This is a genomic window from Polynucleobacter sp. AP-Sanab-80-C2 (assembly GCF_035012965.1).
GTDB lineage: Bacteria > Pseudomonadota > Gammaproteobacteria > Burkholderiales > Burkholderiaceae > Polynucleobacter.
On the sequence record NZ_JAYGQS010000004.1, the window covers coordinates 162,884 to 180,129 of the forward strand.

At 46.1% G+C, this 17,246-nt stretch carries 16 protein-coding genes and 1 tRNA gene; 12 read left to right on the forward strand and 5 right to left on the reverse strand.

Translation table 11 applies throughout. The features are described 5' to 3' along the window. The first annotated feature begins 1 nt into the window (after position 1). From VC178_RS07915 to mnmH, 4 genes are read left to right on the forward strand one after another with little or no spacing between them, the layout of a single operon-like run. Positions 2–439, forward strand: coding sequence for a DUF6691 family protein (locus tag VC178_RS07915; RefSeq protein WP_323482139.1), 438 nt, complete (start codon positions 2–4; stop codon positions 437–439). Between the two features lie 60 nt (positions 440–499). Next, a complete protein-coding gene (locus VC178_RS07920; protein WP_215318038.1) occupies positions 500–844 on the forward strand; it encodes a TIGR01244 family sulfur transferase in 345 nt (114 codons plus the stop codon). Between the two features lie 20 nt (positions 845–864). Continuing rightward, positions 865–1,284, forward strand: a complete 420-nt coding sequence (locus VC178_RS07925; protein ID WP_215294760.1) for an acyl-CoA thioesterase — start codon at positions 865–867, stop codon at positions 1,282–1,284. 9 nt (positions 1,285–1,293) lie between these two features. Beyond that, complete coding sequence (mnmH, locus tag VC178_RS07930) at positions 1,294–2,370, forward strand: tRNA 2-selenouridine(34) synthase MnmH (protein WP_323482140.1); 1,077 nt, start codon at positions 1,294–1,296, stop codon at positions 2,368–2,370. Here mnmH and VC178_RS07935 read toward each other — a convergent pair. Then, complete coding sequence (locus VC178_RS07935) at positions 2,367–3,545, reverse strand: acyl-CoA dehydrogenase (protein ID WP_215294756.1); 1,179 nt, start codon at positions 3,543–3,545, stop codon at positions 2,367–2,369. The two genes, mnmH and VC178_RS07935, sit on opposite strands and share 4 nt — an antisense overlap. A 95-nt stretch (positions 3,546–3,640) precedes the next feature. Here VC178_RS07935 and VC178_RS07940 point away from each other — a divergent pair, with 95 nt between their 5' ends. Together VC178_RS07940 and VC178_RS07945 are read left to right on the forward strand one after the other, a co-directional pair. Next, positions 3,641–4,351: a queuosine precursor transporter gene (locus VC178_RS07940; RefSeq protein WP_216176509.1), complete on the forward strand. Its 711-nt coding sequence runs from the start codon at positions 3,641–3,643 to the stop codon at positions 4,349–4,351. 110 nt (positions 4,352–4,461) lie between these two features. After that, positions 4,462–6,069 carry an ABC-F family ATPase gene (locus VC178_RS07945; protein WP_215294752.1) on the forward strand — a complete coding sequence of 536 codons (1,608 nt, stop codon included), beginning with the start codon at positions 4,462–4,464 and terminating at the stop codon, positions 6,067–6,069. 45 nt (positions 6,070–6,114) lie between these two features. Here VC178_RS07945 and VC178_RS07950 read toward each other — a convergent pair whose 3' ends face one another. The 4 genes from VC178_RS07950 to VC178_RS07965 are packed head-to-tail and all read right to left on the reverse strand — an operon-like array spanning position 6,115 to position 9,619. Further along, positions 6,115–6,387 carry a DUF1289 domain-containing protein gene (locus VC178_RS07950; RefSeq protein WP_215294750.1) on the reverse strand — a complete coding sequence of 91 codons (273 nt, stop codon included), beginning with the start codon at positions 6,385–6,387 and terminating at the stop codon, positions 6,115–6,117. Further along, positions 6,384–7,556 (reverse strand): GNAT family N-acetyltransferase, encoded by a 1,173-nt coding sequence (locus VC178_RS07955; RefSeq protein WP_323482141.1) that lies wholly within the window; start codon positions 7,554–7,556, stop codon positions 6,384–6,386. The genes VC178_RS07950 and VC178_RS07955 overlap by 4 nt, the downstream gene beginning before the upstream one ends. A 2-nt stretch (positions 7,557–7,558) precedes the next feature. Next, positions 7,559–7,945 (reverse strand): lactoylglutathione lyase, encoded by a 387-nt coding sequence (gloA, locus tag VC178_RS07960; protein WP_215318031.1) that lies wholly within the window; start codon positions 7,943–7,945, stop codon positions 7,559–7,561. A gap of 3 nt (positions 7,946–7,948) precedes the next feature. Further along, positions 7,949–9,619, reverse strand: a complete 1,671-nt coding sequence (locus VC178_RS07965; protein WP_323482142.1) for an electron transfer flavoprotein-ubiquinone oxidoreductase — start codon at positions 9,617–9,619, stop codon at positions 7,949–7,951. A gap of 157 nt (positions 9,620–9,776) precedes the next feature. On the opposite strand from VC178_RS07965, the gene VC178_RS07970 reads away from it, so the two are divergent. The 6 genes from VC178_RS07970 (at position 9,777) to thrS (ending at position 17,246) form a co-directional block, all read left to right on the forward strand. Then, positions 9,777–10,478, forward strand: coding sequence for a CoA transferase subunit A (locus VC178_RS07970; protein ID WP_215294743.1), 702 nt, complete (start codon positions 9,777–9,779; stop codon positions 10,476–10,478). Between the two features lie 40 nt (positions 10,479–10,518). Then, complete coding sequence (locus VC178_RS07975) at positions 10,519–11,169, forward strand: CoA transferase subunit B (RefSeq protein WP_215294741.1); 651 nt, start codon at positions 10,519–10,521, stop codon at positions 11,167–11,169. 35 nt (positions 11,170–11,204) lie between these two features. Further along, positions 11,205–13,067 carry an alpha/beta fold hydrolase gene (locus tag VC178_RS07980; RefSeq protein WP_323482143.1) on the forward strand — a complete coding sequence of 621 codons (1,863 nt, stop codon included), beginning with the start codon at positions 11,205–11,207 and terminating at the stop codon, positions 13,065–13,067. 24 nt (positions 13,068–13,091) lie between these two features. Then, complete coding sequence (locus tag VC178_RS07985; RefSeq protein ID WP_323482144.1) at positions 13,092–15,128, forward strand: RelA/SpoT family protein; 2,037 nt, start codon at positions 13,092–13,094, stop codon at positions 15,126–15,128. A gap of 18 nt (positions 15,129–15,146) precedes the next feature. Further along, positions 15,147–15,223 (forward strand) — tRNA-Val (locus tag VC178_RS07990). Between the two features lie 100 nt (positions 15,224–15,323). Beyond that, positions 15,324–17,246: a threonine--tRNA ligase gene (gene thrS / locus VC178_RS07995; protein WP_323482145.1), complete on the forward strand. Its 1,923-nt coding sequence runs from the start codon at positions 15,324–15,326 to the stop codon at positions 17,244–17,246.

Sequence of the window (17,246 nt, forward strand, 5' to 3'; positions counted from 1 at the left end):
TGTGAAAAGGCACTTCGGTTTGTTGAGTCAATATCTCATTGGCGTCCTCTTTGGGATGGGCTTGATTATTTCTGGCATGAGCAATCCACAGAAAATCTTAGGATTTCTGGATTTAGCAGGAACGTGGGATCCATCCTTAATATTTGTCATGGCGGGTGCAGTGATTGTGGGTCTCAGCGGCTTTTATGTCGTCAGCAAAAGAACAGAAGCCTTTTTTGGTGACGCCTTGCATATCCCCCAAAGACGAGACATCAGCAAACCTCTCATCATTGGCAGTCTGATATTTGGGGCAGGCTGGGGGATTGCTGGATTTTGCCCAGGCCCAGCCATCGTTGCTCTTGGTGCTGGCCACTTGAAGGCGCTGGTATTTGTGCTTGCGATGTTGGCTGGAATGGCGCTTTGCGACCGGTTCTTTGGCGCCCATAAACAGGCGGTCTAGTTCGGCCTGATTTAGAATCACTCCTATTCACAGTGTTAATTCTAAATTGAAGAGGGTGTCATGAGTCTTCCTATTACTTGTCATAACGATCAATTCGGCACACTTGGTCAAATTGATCCAAGCCATCTTGCTGAAATTGCTCAGCAAGGCTATAAAAGCGTCATCAATAATCGTCCTGACGGCGAAGGCGGTCCTGATCAGCCAAAGAATGCTGATATTCAAGCTGAAGCAGAAAAATTAGGCTTGCAATACGCCTACTTGCCAGTGGTGCCTAGCGCGATGACTGTTGAGCAAGTGAGAGAGATGGCACGTTTGTTAAACACGATGCCTAGTCCAGTTCTTGCATTTTGCCGATCAGGTGCTCGATCAACCAATTTATATCAACTTGCATTGCAAGTGAAATAAATCCACAGTACTGCATCACAATGCGCATCGCCATCCCAGAGGAGCGAAAGCTTGTTCATGAAATGATCATGCCCATTCGTTGGGGTGACATGGATACTTATGGACATGTTAACAACACTGTGTACTTTCGGTATATGGAGCAAGCGCGTGTTGAATGGATTACTTCAATGGGTTATCAAGTAGCCCCTGGGCGTGAGTCGATGTTGATGATGAATGGTTTTTGTAACTTCTATAAACAACTCTCTTACCCAGGTGAATTGATCCTCAAAACATCGATTGGTGCTATCGGTAGAACCAGTATGGATGTCTATACCAGCATGTCTTTAACCACTTCGCCTGAAGAAGAGGCTGCGATTGGTGGTGCTACGATGGTTTGGGTAGATCTCACTACCAATAAATCAGCGCCTTGGCCTGAACACATTTTGCAGAAGATTAGCTAACACTGCGATATGCAACCTAGCAATCCGCATATTTTAAAGTTAGATCAATTTCTGACAGAGTTAGATCGTTTTGATCTCATTGTTGATGTCAGATCACCCGCTGAGTTTGCTCTCGATCACATTCCAGGCGCTGTCAACTACCCCGTTTTAGATAATGAAGAACGCGCCAAGATTGGTACTTTGTATAAGCAAGTTTCTCCTTTTGCAGCAAAGAAGCTGGGTGCTGCTTTAGTTTCTCGCAATATTGCTCATCATCTAGAAGACTATTTATTGGAAATGCCCCGTGAATGGCGACCATTGATTTATTGCTGGCGCGGTGGTGAGCGTAGCGGGGCGTTTACTCATATCCTCAATCGTATTGGCTGGAAAGCGATGCAGCTAGAAGGTGGTTATCAAGGATTCAGAAGAACTGTGATCGATGGATTAGAGGCTGCAGCAAAGCAATTCTCTTTTCATGTGATTTGTGGCATGACGGGTAGCGGTAAAACAAGAGTGCTTCAAGAAGCGCAGCAGTATGATTCTCAGATCCTAGATTTAGAAGACCTCGCGATTCATCGTGGCTCGGTTCTAGGCAATGAGCCCAATATCGAGCAGCCTTCACAAAAAGGTTTTGAAACTGCGCTTTGGAATGCGCTGCGCTCACTAGACCCAACTAAGCCCGTGCTCGTAGAATCAGAAAGTAAAAAGGTAGGCGGTGTTCACATCCCCGATGCCTTGATGGAAAAGATTCGCAATGGCGCCTGCATTGAATTGAGATCAAGCACCCAAACACGGGTGTCATGGTTGATTCGTGAATACCATCATTTTTTAAGTGATACCGATAATTTCAAGCGTAAATTAGCACTACTCACAGCACATTATGGAAAAGTGCAAATTGCCCAATGGAATGAAGCAATTGACGCAAAGCAGTTTCCATCTTTAGTTGAAGAGTTGTTGGTCATGCACTATGACCCTTCCTATCAATCCTCGATCGTGCGCAACTTTCCTCAATATAAGATTGAGAATTTTGTACAACTTGAGAATGACAGTGATGAGGCCTTTGCTAAAGCAGCAAAGGCCATCGTGGCGAAGCTAAACCTAAATTAGCTAAAAGCTTGAATGCCGGTTTGAGCACGACCCAAAATGAGAGCGTGAATGTCATGTGTACCTTCGTAGGTATTCACGACTTCCAAGTTCATCATGTGACGAACCACGCCATACTCATCCGAGATGCCGTTACCACCATGCATATCACGTGCCATACGAGCAATCTCTAGAGACTTGCCGCAAGAGTTGCGTTTCATAATGGAGGTAATTTCAGGAGCAGCGATGCCTTCGTCTTTCATGCGACCTAAACGCAAGCAACCTTGCAATCCGAGTGCAATCTCGGTTTGCATATCCGCTAATTTCTTTTGAATCAGTTGATTGGCAGCCAAGGGTTTGCCAAACTGCTTTCGATCTAAGGTGTATTGACGCGCTGCATGCCAGCACCATTCAGCTGCACCTAATGAGCCCCAAGAAATACCGTAACGTGCAGAGTTTAAGCAGGTGAAGGGTCCTTTCAGGCCAGTAACTTCTGGGAATTCATTTTCAGCGGGCACAAACACTTCATCCATCACAATTTCACCGGTAACAGAAGCGCGAAGACCCATCTTGCCACTGATCTTTGGAGCACTTAAGCCCTTCATCCCCTTTTCTAAGATGTAGCCGCGAATAACGCCTTCATCATTTTTAGCCCACACTACAAATACATCAGCGATTGGTGAGTTAGAGATCCACATCTTGGAACCCGTCAAAGAAAATCCACCGGGTACTTTCTTAGCGCGAGTAATCATGCCGCCAGCATCTGACCCATAGTTTGGTTCAGTTAAGCCAAAGCAGCCAATCCATTCGCCCGTGGCTAATTTAGGTAAGTACTTTTGCTTTTGTGCTTCACTACCAAACTCATTGATAGGCACCATCACCAAAGAGGACTGCACGCTCATCATGGAGCGGTAACCAGAATCGACCCGCTCGATTTCACGAGCAATCAATCCGTAAGAGACGTAATTTAAATTGGCGCCGCCGTATTGTTCCGGAATGGTGATGCCTAATAGACCGAGCTCACCCATCTCACGAAAGATAGAAGGGTCAGTAGTCTCATTGCGATAGGCATCCAAAATGCGGGGCATGAGACGCCCTTGAGCGTATTCTGCGGCAGCATCACGGATCATGCGCTCTTCTTCAGTTAACTGGGTATCAAGTAAGAGGGGGTCTTCCCAATTAAAGCTGGCTTTGCTCATGTTTCTGGTTGTCCTATAGATTGTTTTCTGACCGCCTCCTGCGTAAGTTCAAGAATGCGGATATTCTTCTTTCTATTATCCATTTTTCTTGACTTATGGACTCGCCGAGACGACACCATCGCTATTACGACCTGATTTTGGCTGCCTTTGTGGTCGTGCTACTGTGCTCGAACTTTATTGGTGCTGGTAAAGCGGCAGTGGTGAACTTGCCGTATTTTGGTGAATTGACCTTTGGCGGCGGTATTTTGTTTTTCCCGATCGCCTATTTCTTTGGTGACATCCTCACGGAAGTTTATGGTTACGCTTATGACCGTCGAGCTGTTTGGGCGGGATTTGCTGCTTTAGCATTTGCAGCCATCATGGCACAGATCGTGATTGCGTTACCAGTGGCACCCGGCACTTACATGGCCAACTATCAGCATGGTTTAGAAACCGTCTTTGGCAACTCTTGGCGCATTGCCCTGGCTTCCATGTTCTCATTTTGGTGCGGTAGTTTTGCCAATAGCTTTGTATTAGCCAAGATGAAAATTTGGACCCAAGGGCGTTTTTTATGGATGCGCACGATTGGTTCGACTGCAGTAGGGGAGATGGTTGATTCTTCATTCTTTTATATGTTGGCTTTTTATGGCATCTGGCCAACCCACGAAATTATCCAAGTAGCCTTAGCTCAATATGCTCTGAAAACGGCTTGGGAGGTTTTGGCGACACCTTTCACCTATTGGATCGTCAATTTCCTTAAGCGCAAAGAGAATGAGGATTATTACGATATCCACACGAATTTCACCCCATTTAGGGTCAAAGTCTAATCAGCACTTGATTTAAGGCTTTCCTGGCTCTAAACCGTTAAAATATCGTTCTTTGCTCCCAATACTGGGAGTATCTATTGAATTGAATTTCAGAAAGCTAGAAAACATCCGTGTTGTCCGCATCTAATATCACCATGCAGTTCGGGGCGAAGCCCTTGTTTGAAAATATTTCTGTGAAGTTCGGCGGTGGCAATCGTTATGGCCTCATTGGCGCCAACGGTTGCGGTAAGTCTACCTTCATGAAAATTCTGGGTGGCGAGTTAGAGCCAACTAGCGGTAATGTGAGCTTAGACCCCGGCATTCGTTTAGGTAAATTGCGTCAAGATCAGTTTGCTTATGAAGACGTGCGGGTACTCGATGTAGTGATGATGGGTCATGAGGAGATGTGGAAAGCTGCCGCTGAGCGTGATGCCATCTACGCCAACCCAGAGGCTACTGACGAAGACTACATGAAGGCTGCTGAGCTCGAGGGGAAGTACGCTGAGTATGGTGGCTATACCGCGGAAGCAAAAGCGGGTGAGTTGTTATTGGGTATTGGTATTCCGATTGAGCAACATGATGGCCCCATGAGCAACGTTGCTCCGGGTTGGAAATTGCGTGTCTTGCTTGCCCAAGCTTTGTTCTCAGATCCAGATGTCTTGCTCTTAGATGAGCCAACCAATAACTTGGATATTCACTCCATTCATTGGTTAGAAGATATTTTGAATGAGATCAAAAGCACGATCATCATCATTTCCCATGATCGCCACTTCCTTAATGAAGTTTGTACGCATATGGCCGATATGGACTATGGAACCTTGAAGGTCTATCCAGGAAACTACGACTCCTACATGCTGGCATCGGTTCAGGCACGAACACAACAGTTAAGCAATAATGTGAAAGCTAAAGAAAAAATTGCCGAATTAGCAGCTTTCGTAGCCCGCTTCTCAGCAAATGCTTCTAAAGCACGTCAGGCAACTTCACGCCAGCGTCAGTTAGAGAAGATTGAGGTTGTTGAAGTAAAGCCATCCTCACGTCAAAACCCATTCATTCGTTTTGATACTGAGAAAAAGCTGCATAACATGGCCGTCGAGTGCAATGCACTCACTAAGGCCTATGACCGCGTGATCTTCAAGAACTTTAAGTTAGGTGTGCGTGCTGGTGAAAAAATTGCCATCATTGGTCAAAATGGAGCAGGTAAGACAACACTTTTAAAAACTATTCTCAGCAAGCGCTTCGATGGTATCAGTGCGGATAGTGGAGATGTGAAGTGGGCAGAGAATGCGAACGTCGGCGTAATGCCGCAAGACAATACGGATATGTTTGCTAAAGATGAGCTGCTCATGGATTGGATGAATGAGTGGCGCAACACTGGTGACGATGATCAAGTCATTCGTGGCACTTTGGGACGCCTCTTATTTTCCGGTGACGATATTGGTAAGTCAGTAAAAGTCCTTTCTGGTGGTGAAAAGGGCAGGATGATTTGGGGCAAACTCATGCTCCAAAAATATAACGTGCTAGCAATGGATGAGCCAACCAATCATATGGATATGGAATCGATTGAAAGTTTGCAAATTGCGCTTGAAAAATTTGATGGCACTTTAATCTTTGTTTCTCATGACCGCGAATTTGTTTCTGCTTTGGCTAACCGTATTTTGGAAGTGAAGATGGACGGTACGGTTGTCGATTACTCGGGCACTTACGAAGAGTATTTACGTAGCCAGGAATTAACTGGTTAAGCTGCTAAGCCAGTAAGGGAGATTTAAAAGAATATGCCTGCGAAATTACGCAGGCTTATTTTCTTTGGCCTGTCGCTGAAAGCGGGTAGCAGTACCATCCTCGCGAATGCGCTTCCATACAGAGGCTTTTTCTGCATCAGAGAAAAAGACCCAATTACTCACCTCATGCAAGGTTCGACCGCAGCCTTGGCAAATCTCATCGTAGAGAGTCGTACAGACACCAATACAAGGTGAATCTGATTCATCATCTCCAGTTGATAAGGAGTGTGATCCATCTTGCACTTGGGGAGATTTAGGTTCGTTGCTTCCAGAATTCATGGAAGTACTTTAGTCGATTTCAGCGGACTATGCTCGGCAAGCTCATCGACATAGGCGCCAATGCCTTGGTGCTCACGATCTAGGAAATGTCCAATAGCCTTTGCAAATCTTGGGTCTTTAATAAAGTGGGCGGATTGTAGGGTGGTAGGTAAAAATCCGCGTGCCATTTTGTGCTCTCCTTGTGCGCCCCCCTCAAATATCTGAATCCCTTCTTTAATGCAGTATTCAATCGCCTGGTAATAAGCAGTCTCAAAGTGCAAACAAGGGATGCGTTCTAGTGCACCCCAATATCTGCCATAAGCTTTGGAAGATTGTTGATCAACCACTAGCAATGACGCAGCTATCGCAATTCCATTGCGCTCAGCCAGTATGAGGTGCAAGTTCTCTGGCATCTGCTTTACCCAGAGCTTGAAGAATGATTCGCTTAAGTAGGGGCTCGAGTGGTGTTCTAAATAGGTATTTTGATAGCACTCAAAAAAGAATTCCCAATCTAGATCGCTTGAATCTTTTCCAGGCACATGCCTAAACGTAATAGCCTCTTTTGCGACTTGCTCACGTTCACGACGAATATTTTTACGGCGTTTCATAGTGAGCACTGATAGAAATTGCTCAAAGTTCTGAAAGTCTTGGTTATGCCAGTGAAACTGTACTGAATCTCGTAATAAGAAGCCTTGCTCTTTTAGATGGGCTACCTCATTAGGCATTGGAAATAGAATATGCGCCGATGAAAGATCATTGTCTGTCAACAAAGACTTGAGACCAGCAATCAATACCTTCCGAATTTCGGTAGCGCTTGAGTCAGCTCTACATAAGATACGTGAGCCCTGTACAGGGGTGAAGGGAATGGCGCAAAGTACCTTTGGATAATAGTTCAGGCCCTGTTGCTCGTAAGCCTGCGCCCATGACCAATCGAAGACAAACTCACCATAGGAATGCCGCTTTAAGTAGAGCGGCATTGCACCAACTAATTTACTTGCTTGTTTTAAAACAAGATGGGCTACTTGCCATCCCGTAATGCCGCCAACGCAACCGGTCTCTTCGAGGGCGCTTAAGAATTCATATCTCAGAAAAGGGCCAGCATCGACACCGAGGAGGGCATTCCAATCTGCGGCAGATACAGCAGATAGATGATCTAGTATTTCTAAAGAGTATTGTTCAGAGCCTGACACTGTTAGCGTTGAATGAATTCAATTTTGTAACCATCAGGATCTGTCACAAAAGCAATGATGGTATCTCCGCCCGCAACGGGTCCAGCTTCACGGGTGACGTTACCACCTGCCGCTTTAATCTTGTCGCAAGTAGCGTAGGCGTCAGGAACACCGATGGCAATATGACCATAGGCTGTACCCAAATCATAAGAATGAACCCCATGGTTGAAGGTCAACTCAATCTCAGCCTGCCCATCGGCATTGCCTTTGCCAAAGCCCACAAATGCCAAGGAGTACTTTTGCTCTGGACGCTCGGTAGTGCGCAATAAATTCATGCCGAGTACTTTAGTGTAAAAATCAATTGAGCGCTGGAGGTCGCCAACGCGTAACATCGTGTGTAGCATCATCATGATTTACATCGCTCCGTAGTTAGGGCCGCCACCACCTTCGGGTGTAATCCAAACAATGTTCTGACTTGGGTCTTTAATATCGCAGGTTTTGCAGTGGACGCAGTTTTGTGAATTAATCTGTAAGCGTGGTTGACCATCTACTTCAATGTATTCATAAACGCCAGCAGGGCAGTAGCGTTGCTCTGGACCCGCATAGGTTTTGAGATTGAGGCTGACTGGAATCGTCGCATCTTTTAAGGTGAGGTGAATCGGTTGATTCTCAGCATGGTTCGTGTTAGAAATAAACACTGAGGAGAGACGATCAAAGCTGATTTTGCCATCGGGTTTTGGATAGCCTATGGGCTTGTGCTGCGCTGCTGGCTCTAAGCACTCATGATCAGCATGTTTGAGGTGTACAGTCCAAGGCATATTGCCACCGAGCACTTTTTGCTCAAGACCAACCATCAGCGTTCCTAAGTAGAGTCCTTTCGACATCCAAGCTTTGAAGTTGCGCGCTTGATTGAGCTCAGTATGTAACCAGCTGTTTTGGAAAGCAGCTGGATAGCCTGCCAAAATATCGGCAGAACGATTGTTATGAAGTGCTGCAACTGCAGCTTCTGCAGCCAGCATGCCTGTCTTAATTGCAGCATGGCTACCTTTAATGCGTGAGGCATTTAAGAAGCCAGCATCGCAACCAATCAGTGCGCCACCCGGAAATACGGTTTTAGGAAGACTATTCAAGCCGCCGGCAGTCAGCGCTCGTGCACCATAAGCAATTCGTTTGCCACCTTCAAATGTGTCACGAATCTTCGGATGTAATTTATAGCGTTGGAATTCTTCAAAGGGTGAGAGGTAAGGGTTCTTATAGGAGAGGCCAACTACTAAACCAACAGCAACTTTGTTATCCCCTAAGTGATACAGGAAGGAGCCACCATAGGCGTCACTTTCTAATGGCCAACCAGCGGTATGCACTACCAATCCAGGCTTGCTCTTGGAAGGCTCAACCTCCCAGAGTTCTTTAATGCCGATGCCATAACTTTGAGGATCAGAATCTTTATCTAAGGCGAACTTAGCAATTAACTGTTTACCAAGGTGGCCCCGAGAACCTTCAGCGAATAGGGTGTATTTGCCACGCAATTCCATACCTAGCTGAAATTGATCGGTAGGCTTACCTTCTTTATCTAAACCCATCGAGCCAGTGATTACGCCGCTGACTGCACCTTGTTCGTTGTACAAGATATCTGCTGCTGGAAAGCCTGGGAAAATTTCTACACCAAGTGTCTCAGCTTGTTCACCTAGCCAACGGGTTACGTTAGCTAAGCTCACAATATAGTTACCCTCATTTTTAAAGCATTCGGGCAAGATCCAGTTGGGAACTTGATATGAGTGATCTGCACTTAAAAATAGAAATTGATCTTGCGTGACTTCCGTAGTGAGTGGCGCCCCTAATTCTTTCCAATTGGGAAAAAGTTCGTTTAACGCTTTAGGGTCCATGACAGCCCCAGACAAAATATGAGCACCGATTTCAGAGCCTTTTTCTAAAACACAAACGCTGATGTCATTGCCAGAAGCATTCGCAAGCTGCTTGGCTTTAATTGCTGCTGAAAGACCTGCTGGACCTCCACCAACAATAACCAGGTCGTAATCCATGGATTCTCTGGGCCCGAATTGTTCTAGTAGCTCCACCTGGTTCATGCAATTTCTCCGAGATTTCTTAAAAATAGGGTATTTCAGCCCAGATAGTTTAGTTCTAAGTGCTAAAAACCAATTTAGTGCCAGGACTATCAATGCTTAAAGCCTGAGGCGTTATGATTACTTTTTTACCCTTTTTGGCAATATTAGGACAAAAGTTATGAATAAAACTTACCCATCGGCAGTAGATGCCCTGCGGGATATCTTGAAGGATGGACAAAAGCTAGCGGTTGGTGGTTTTGGTCTTTGCGGAATCCCGGAGGCTCTGATCCAGGCGGTGAAAGATCTCGGAGCCCAAAATTTGACTGCCGTATCGAATAATGCAGGGGTGGATGGTTTTGGTCTTGGAATACTGCTGAATTCACGTCAAGTAAAAAAGATGGTTGCATCCTACGTTGGTGAAAATAAAGAATTTGAACGTCAATTTCTAGCTGGTGAGTTGGAACTGGAGTTCACGCCACAAGGAACTTTGGCCGAAAAATTGCGCGCTGGTGGATGCGGCATTCCTGCCTTCTATACCAAGACGGGTGTTGGCACCTTAGTTGCTGAAGGCAAAGAGGTAAAAGAATTTGATGGCGAAAAATACATTATGGAGCGCTCTATCGTTTCTGATATTTCCTTGGTGAAGGCTTGGAAAGCGGACCGTTCAGGAAATTTGGTCTATCGCCATACCGCTCGTAATTTCAATCCAGTAGTTGCGATGGCAGGAAAGATCACGGTTGCAGAGGTAGAAGAGATTGTTGAGAATGGTGTCTTGGATCCTGCTGAGATTCATACTCCAAGCATCTATGTGCATCGCTTGGTTATCAATAGCACCCCTGAAAAGCGTATAGAACAGCGCACACTTTCAGCGACTCGCTAGTTATCTAAAAAAATAATCAAAAGAATTTAGGAAGATCAATATGCCTTGGAATAGAGATGAGATGGCGGCAAGAGCCGCTAAACAATTAAAAGACGGTTTTTACGTGAACCTGGGAATTGGTATTCCCACTCTAGTGGCTAACCATGTGCCAGAGGGCATGGAAGTTTGGCTACAGTCTGAAAATGGTTTGTTAGGTATTGGACCGTTTCCAACAGAAGATCAGATTGATGCTGATTTAATTAATGCGGGTAAGCAGACTATTACGACCTTACCGGGCTCATCGATTTTTTCATCAGCTGATGCCTTTGGCATGATTCGTGGCGGCAAAATCAATATCGCTTTTTTAGGTGCCATGCAAGTGAGTGAGCATGGCGATATTGCGAATTGGATGATTCCAGGAAAAATGGTGAAGGGTATGGGCGGTGCCATGGATTTGGTTGCTGGCGTGAAACATGTCGTAGTACTGATGGAGCATGTAGCCAAGAAAAAGGATGGCACTGAAGAGCTTAAAATTTTACCTAAGTGCACCTTGCCTTTGACAGGTGTAGGTGTCATTAGTCAGATCATCACAGATCTTTGTGTTCTTGACATCACCCCTCAGGGTTTGAAGTTAATCGAATTGGCTCCTGGTGTTACAAAAGAGGAAGTGATCGCCAAAACAGGTGCCCCTGTTGATACAACGGGTTTCTAACTACCGTCATCATTTAATGGAATAATGGGTTCACCATGTCGGGTTCCCATCATTCCAGCCACTCAAAACCGCAGAATTTATCTGGGGCAGACACTTCTCTGCATGCGCATAAAAAAGGGGATGCTAAGCATTCTCATAGCAAAGAAGTCTCCAATCAAAATCTCCTCTTCATTGCCTTAATTCTGACCTTAGGTTTTTCTGGGGTTGAAGGTGCAGCGGCTTACTTTGCAAATTCCTTAGCATTGATCTCAGATGCGGGTCATATGGTGACCGATGCAGCTGCCTTAGGCTTGGCACTCTTGGCGCAAATTATTTCTCGCAGGCCTCCCTCCCCAAAACATTCCTTTGGTTTCGGTAGAGCAGAAGCTTTAGCAGCATTTGTGAACAGCATTGTGATGCTGGCCTTAGTGGCTTGGATTGTGTTTGAAGCCATTAGTCGCTTCTATGATCCCCATAAGGTGGATGGACTAACGGTTACCGTTGTGGCTGGCATTGGTCTTGTCATGAATATCGTTGTAGCTTGGGTTCTCTCACGTGATAAGAAGAGTGTGAACACGCGTGCAGCATTAGTCCATGTCATGGGTGACTTATTGGGTTCTGTCGCTGCACTGATTGCTGGTGTTGTGATTCAGCTCACCGGTTGGATGCCTATTGATGCGATTCTCTCTATCTTGGTCTCATTACTCATCCTCAAGTCAACGATTTCGATTTTGCATGAGTCCTATCACTTCTTAATGGAAGGTGTGCCACTGCATATTGATTATTTAGAAGTAGGTAAAGATTTAAAGAATATTCCTGGTGTATTAGCCGTACATGATTTGCACGTATGGGAAATGACGCCTAGCTTTCCTGCGCTGATAGGCCACATTGAGATAGCAAATATTCGCGAGTGGCCAGAGATTATGGTCAGAATTAACACCATGCTCTTAGATAAGCATGGGATCGATCATGTCACCTTGCAACCCGAAGAGGTGGGTGACTTACATGATCATGACGACGCTTCTGAATCCAATCAATCACCCCAGAGTGCAAACGTCTTACATGATGGTGATACCTTCTTTGTGCAGTGCTCCAGTGGTGATGCGCAGCATCGTATGGCATATCACGCATGGGGCGACCCCAATAACTCTAAGGTATTGCTTTGTGTTCATGGCTTAACTCGGCGCGGGAGCGACTTTAAAACCCTTGCGCAAGCGATGTGCAAAGACTATTACGTAGTTTGTCCTGACGTCGTTGGTCGCGGCGATTCAGATCGATTAAGTAATCCGATGCTGTACGCCATTCCACAATATGTTGCAGATATTACCGAGCTTGTTAAAAAACTAGGTGTATCACAGGTCGATTGGTTTGGTACTTCAATGGGCGGCTTGATCGGTATGGTCTATGCCGCGATGCCGAAGTCTCCTATTCGGAGAATGTTGATTAATGATGTCGGACCCAAAATTGAGCCTGAAGCCATCAAGCGTTTAGGCTCTTATGTCGGTCAGCCATTTGCTTTTGCTAATCGTGCTGATGCGCTGACTCGTTTGAATCAGATCTGCGCTTCTTTTGGCGTTCATAGCCCTGAAGAGTGGGAGATTTATAACGGACCCATGTTGATTCAGCGCGATGGCGTGTGGATCATGCACTATGACCCGAATATCTCGGTGCCGTTTGCTGCTGTAAACCCCATCATGGCGAAGGCTGGCGAGATGGCGATGTGGCATGCCTTTAAGCAAATTCATATTCCGATGCTGATTGTGCGGGGTGGCGATTCTGATTTGCTATCTGCAGCAACGGTTGCTGAAATGTGTAAAGTTAATCCACATGCACGTAGTATTGAAATTCCCAATGTTGGTCATGCACCCGCATTTGTGAAGCCAGAGCAGATTGCTTTAGTAAAAGAATTTTTCAGTTAATCTTTTTTAGTTCATTTTTTGCCTATGGCAAATCCTCCTGCCTCTCTAGCTAAAACCGAAAAAGTGGCTCTATTTCAGGATGCCTGGTTTGGTGAACCTGCAGAGTCGCATTCAGATGGTGTTTCACAAATTCTGCAGTCCCTGAATTTAGACGAAGCCACTTTAATTGCAGCAAATAATATTGCTCGCACTCATGGTAAAGAGGCCCTCATCAAACTGATTGGTGAGGAGTCGGCCAAACTCCTGATTGGCTATCGCGGTTTGCGACATGCACAAGCAAAACTGGTTCGCGAAGATGGCGGTCTGAGTGTCTCTGGTCAAGAAGAAATGTTACGCAAGATGCTCTTAGCATTTGGTGATGACTTACGTGTAGTACTGATTTATCTCGCCTCGCGTTTGCAAACTCTCCGTTGGGTTACACAAGAACAACTGGAAATGCCAGGCGCTTGGGCCCAAGAGATTCTCAGTATTGATGCATCTTTGGCAAATCGTTTGGGTATTTGGCAAATGAAGTGGGAGATGGAAGATCTGGCCTTCCGCGTTCTATCGCCGTTGGTCTACCGCGATATTGCCAAGATGCTGGATGCAAAACGCATAGAACGACAGGCTTTTATTGAACGCATTGTGCGTGAAATTAGGGAAGAGTTAAAGGCTGCCCATATACAGGGCGAAGTCTTGGGCAGGCCAAAACACATCTACAGTATTTGGAAAAAGATGCAAGGCAAGTCTCTTGACTTTGCTAATCTGTATGACGTCAGGGCATTTAGAGTTTTAGTAGATGATGTCAAAACCTGTTATGCCGTTTTAGGCATCGTGCATAACGTCTGGCAACCTGTGCCACGCGAGTTTGATGACTACATTGCAAGACCTAAGCCTAACGGCTATCAATCGCTGCATACCGTAGTGATGAATGAAGACGGCACTGCATTTGAAATTCAGGTGCGCACCCATGAGATGCATCAGCAGGCAGAGTATGGCCTAGCTGCTCACTGGCGTTACAAAGAGGGCGCTTATGTTGGTATGGCTACGCCACCCAATCTTGCGAAGCCTAACAAACCGAGTATCCATCATCAGCTGGGTACCCATAGTGCAGAGGTAGCCTATGAAAGACAGATTGCCTGGGCTAGGCAGCTGATCTCTTGGAAAGAAGACGCTTGGGATCAGCTCAAGCATCATGAGATTGATGATCATATTTATGTACTCACGCCCTTAGGTAAAGTTATTTCTTTAGAGAAGGGCTCAACCCCTATTGATTTTGCTTACGCGGTTCATACCAATTTAGGTCATCGTTGTCGCGGGGCACGTGTTGATGGTGCCATGCCCCCCCTGGAAACTGCATTACAAAATGGACAGACTGTTGAAATCATTGCAGTCAAGCATGGTGGCCCATCGCGCGATTGGATTAGTCCAGATAAACACTACATACGGTCTCAAAGAGCGCGTCAACGCGTACGCGCTTGGTTTAATGCACTCGATGATGAAGAGGCCGGTCAGATTGCAAAAGCTCCCGATAGTAAGTCTGATATCGCCATTGATGCGAAATCTGCTGCTCCAGAAATTATTCTGCGGAGCAGTAGTCGTAAAACAGGGCAGAGTGGTGATGTCTTAGTGGTGGGGGTTGATTCTTTATTAACGCAATTAGCGCGTTGCTGTAGGCCCGTACCACCAGACTTGATTGCAGGATTTGTGACCCAAGGAAGAGGGGTGTCGATTCATCGACGTTCCTGCAAAACGTTTCGAGGGCTTTTAGATCGAGCGCCTGAGAGAGTGATTCAGACGGCTTGGACCGCATCAGCTGCCGACCCTGTGGTGAATTCTGAGCAAAAGCGCGTCTTCCCAGCAGATTTAGTAGTGAGCGGCTTGGATCGACCTGAGCTCATGAGAGAGTTGTTTGAGATTCTGACTCGCCAAGGTGTTCATGTGATTGATTTACGCAAATCAGCCAAAAAGGGCTTGGCACAGATCCTTTTAACCGTTGAAGTCAAGGATTCTGAAGTCTTGAGAGCAGTTCAAAATAGCTTAGAAGAGGTCAAAGGCGTCACCCAAGTGCGTCGCCGGTGATAAACTCTCAGGCTGAATAGGCTCGTAGCTCAGCTGGTTAGAGCACCACCTTGACATGGTGGGGGTCGTTGGTTCGAGTCCAATCGAGCCTACCAACGAATAATGACCCAGAGGCGCGGTTGCCCATAAGCTACCGCGCTTTCTTTTTAAGATGATGTAGTGAAGCTGAAGTTCAGTTAATAAGATGGAGTTGTCATGCCAGTAGTTACTCTGCCCGATGGATCAAAACGTGAGTTTGATGCTCCCGTTCGTGTAGCGGATGTTGCCCAAAGCATTGGTAGTGGCCTTGCCAAAGCTGCTCTCGGTGGCATCGTCGATGGCAAGATGGTTGATACCAGCTTTATGATCAATCAAGATAGTCAGCTCGCCATCATCACGGATAAAAGTCCAGAGGCATTAGAAATTGTTCGTCACTCTACAGCTCATTTGTTGGCCTATGCTGTTAAAGAACTCTTTCCTGAAGCGCAAGTGACGATTGGTCCAGTAGTTGATAACGGCTTCTATTACGATTTCTCTTATCACCGCCCGTTTACTCCAGATGACTTAGCGGCACTTGAAAAGAAAATGACTGAGCTCGCTAAAAAAGATGAGCCAGTAGTGCGCAGTGTTCTGCCGCGCGACGAAGCGGTGAAATTCTTCAAAGATCAAGGCGAACATTACAAAGCTGAAATTATTGCCAGCATTCCGCAAAATGAAGATGTATCTCTCTATGCTGAAGGCAAGTTCACTGATTTATGTCGTGGACCACACGTACCATCCACTGGTAAGTTGAAGGTATTTAAGCTGATGAAGCTTGCTGGTGCTTATTGGCGTGGCGATAGTAAGAATGAGATGCTACAGCGTATTTACGGTACCGCTTGGTTGCGCAAAGAAGATCAAGATGCCTATTTACATATGCTGGAAGAGTCTGAGAAACGTGATCATCGTCGCCTCGGTAAACAACTGGATTTATTCCATTTCCAAGAAGAAGCGCCCGGTTTAATTTTCTGGCACCCAAAAGGCTGGTCTATTTGGCAAGAGGTTGAGCAATACATGCGTCGCGTGTATCAGAACGAGGGCTATCAAGAAGTCAAAGCCCCGCAAATCCTAGACCGCACCCTTTGGGAAAAATCCGGTCACTGGGAAAACTACAAAGAGAATATGTTCACGACGGAGTCAGAGAATCGCGCTTATGCCTTAAAGCCGATGAACTGTCCTGGTCACGTTCAAATTTATAACTCTGGCTTGCATAGCTATCGTGAGTTGCCATTACGTTTTGGTGAGTTTGGGCAATGTCATCGTAATGAACCATCTGGTGCCTTGCATGGTTTGATGCGGGTGCGGGGTTTTACGCAAGATGACGGTCATATTTTCTGTACCGAAGATCAGATTCAGTCTGAAGTAGCTAATTTTGACAAGGCAGTGCGTGCTGTTTACCAAGATTTTGGCTTTACCGAAGTAGCGGTGAAGTTGGCTTTGCGTCCTGCCAAGCGAGTTGGTGAAGATGCGATCTGGGATAAAGCGGAAGAAGCTTTGCGTGGCGCCTTGAAGGCATCCGGTCAAGAATGGGAAGAATTGCCAGGCGAGGGTGCTTTTTATGGTCCAAAGATCGAATATCACCTTAAAGACTCGATTGGCCGAACTTGGCAATGCGGCACGATTCAGGTGGATTTTTCAATGCCAGCCCGTCTTGGGGCTGAATATGTGGCCGAAGACAATAGCCGCAAGACCCCAGTGATGCTCCATAGGGCAATTGTGGGTTCTTTAGAGCGTTTTATCGGTATTTTGATCGAAAACCACGCTGGAAACATGCCGGTTTGGCTTGCTCCGACCCAGGCTGTAGTCCTCAATATCTCCGGAAATTCTGCTGCATACGCACAACAAGTACAGCAATTGCTGAAAAAACAAGGGTTTAGAGTGGAATCGGATTTGCGGAACGAGAAGATTACGTATAAAATACGCGAGCACGCATTACAGAAGATCCCATTTTTGCTGGTTGTTGGTGATAAAGAGTCTGAAAGTAATACGGTGGCCGTTCGTGCCCGTGGCGGAGTGGATTTGGGTGTAATGCCTATTGATGCCTTCGTTGCCCGACTCCAGCAGGATATATCCCAAAAAGTCGGACCCGAGCCTAGCTAG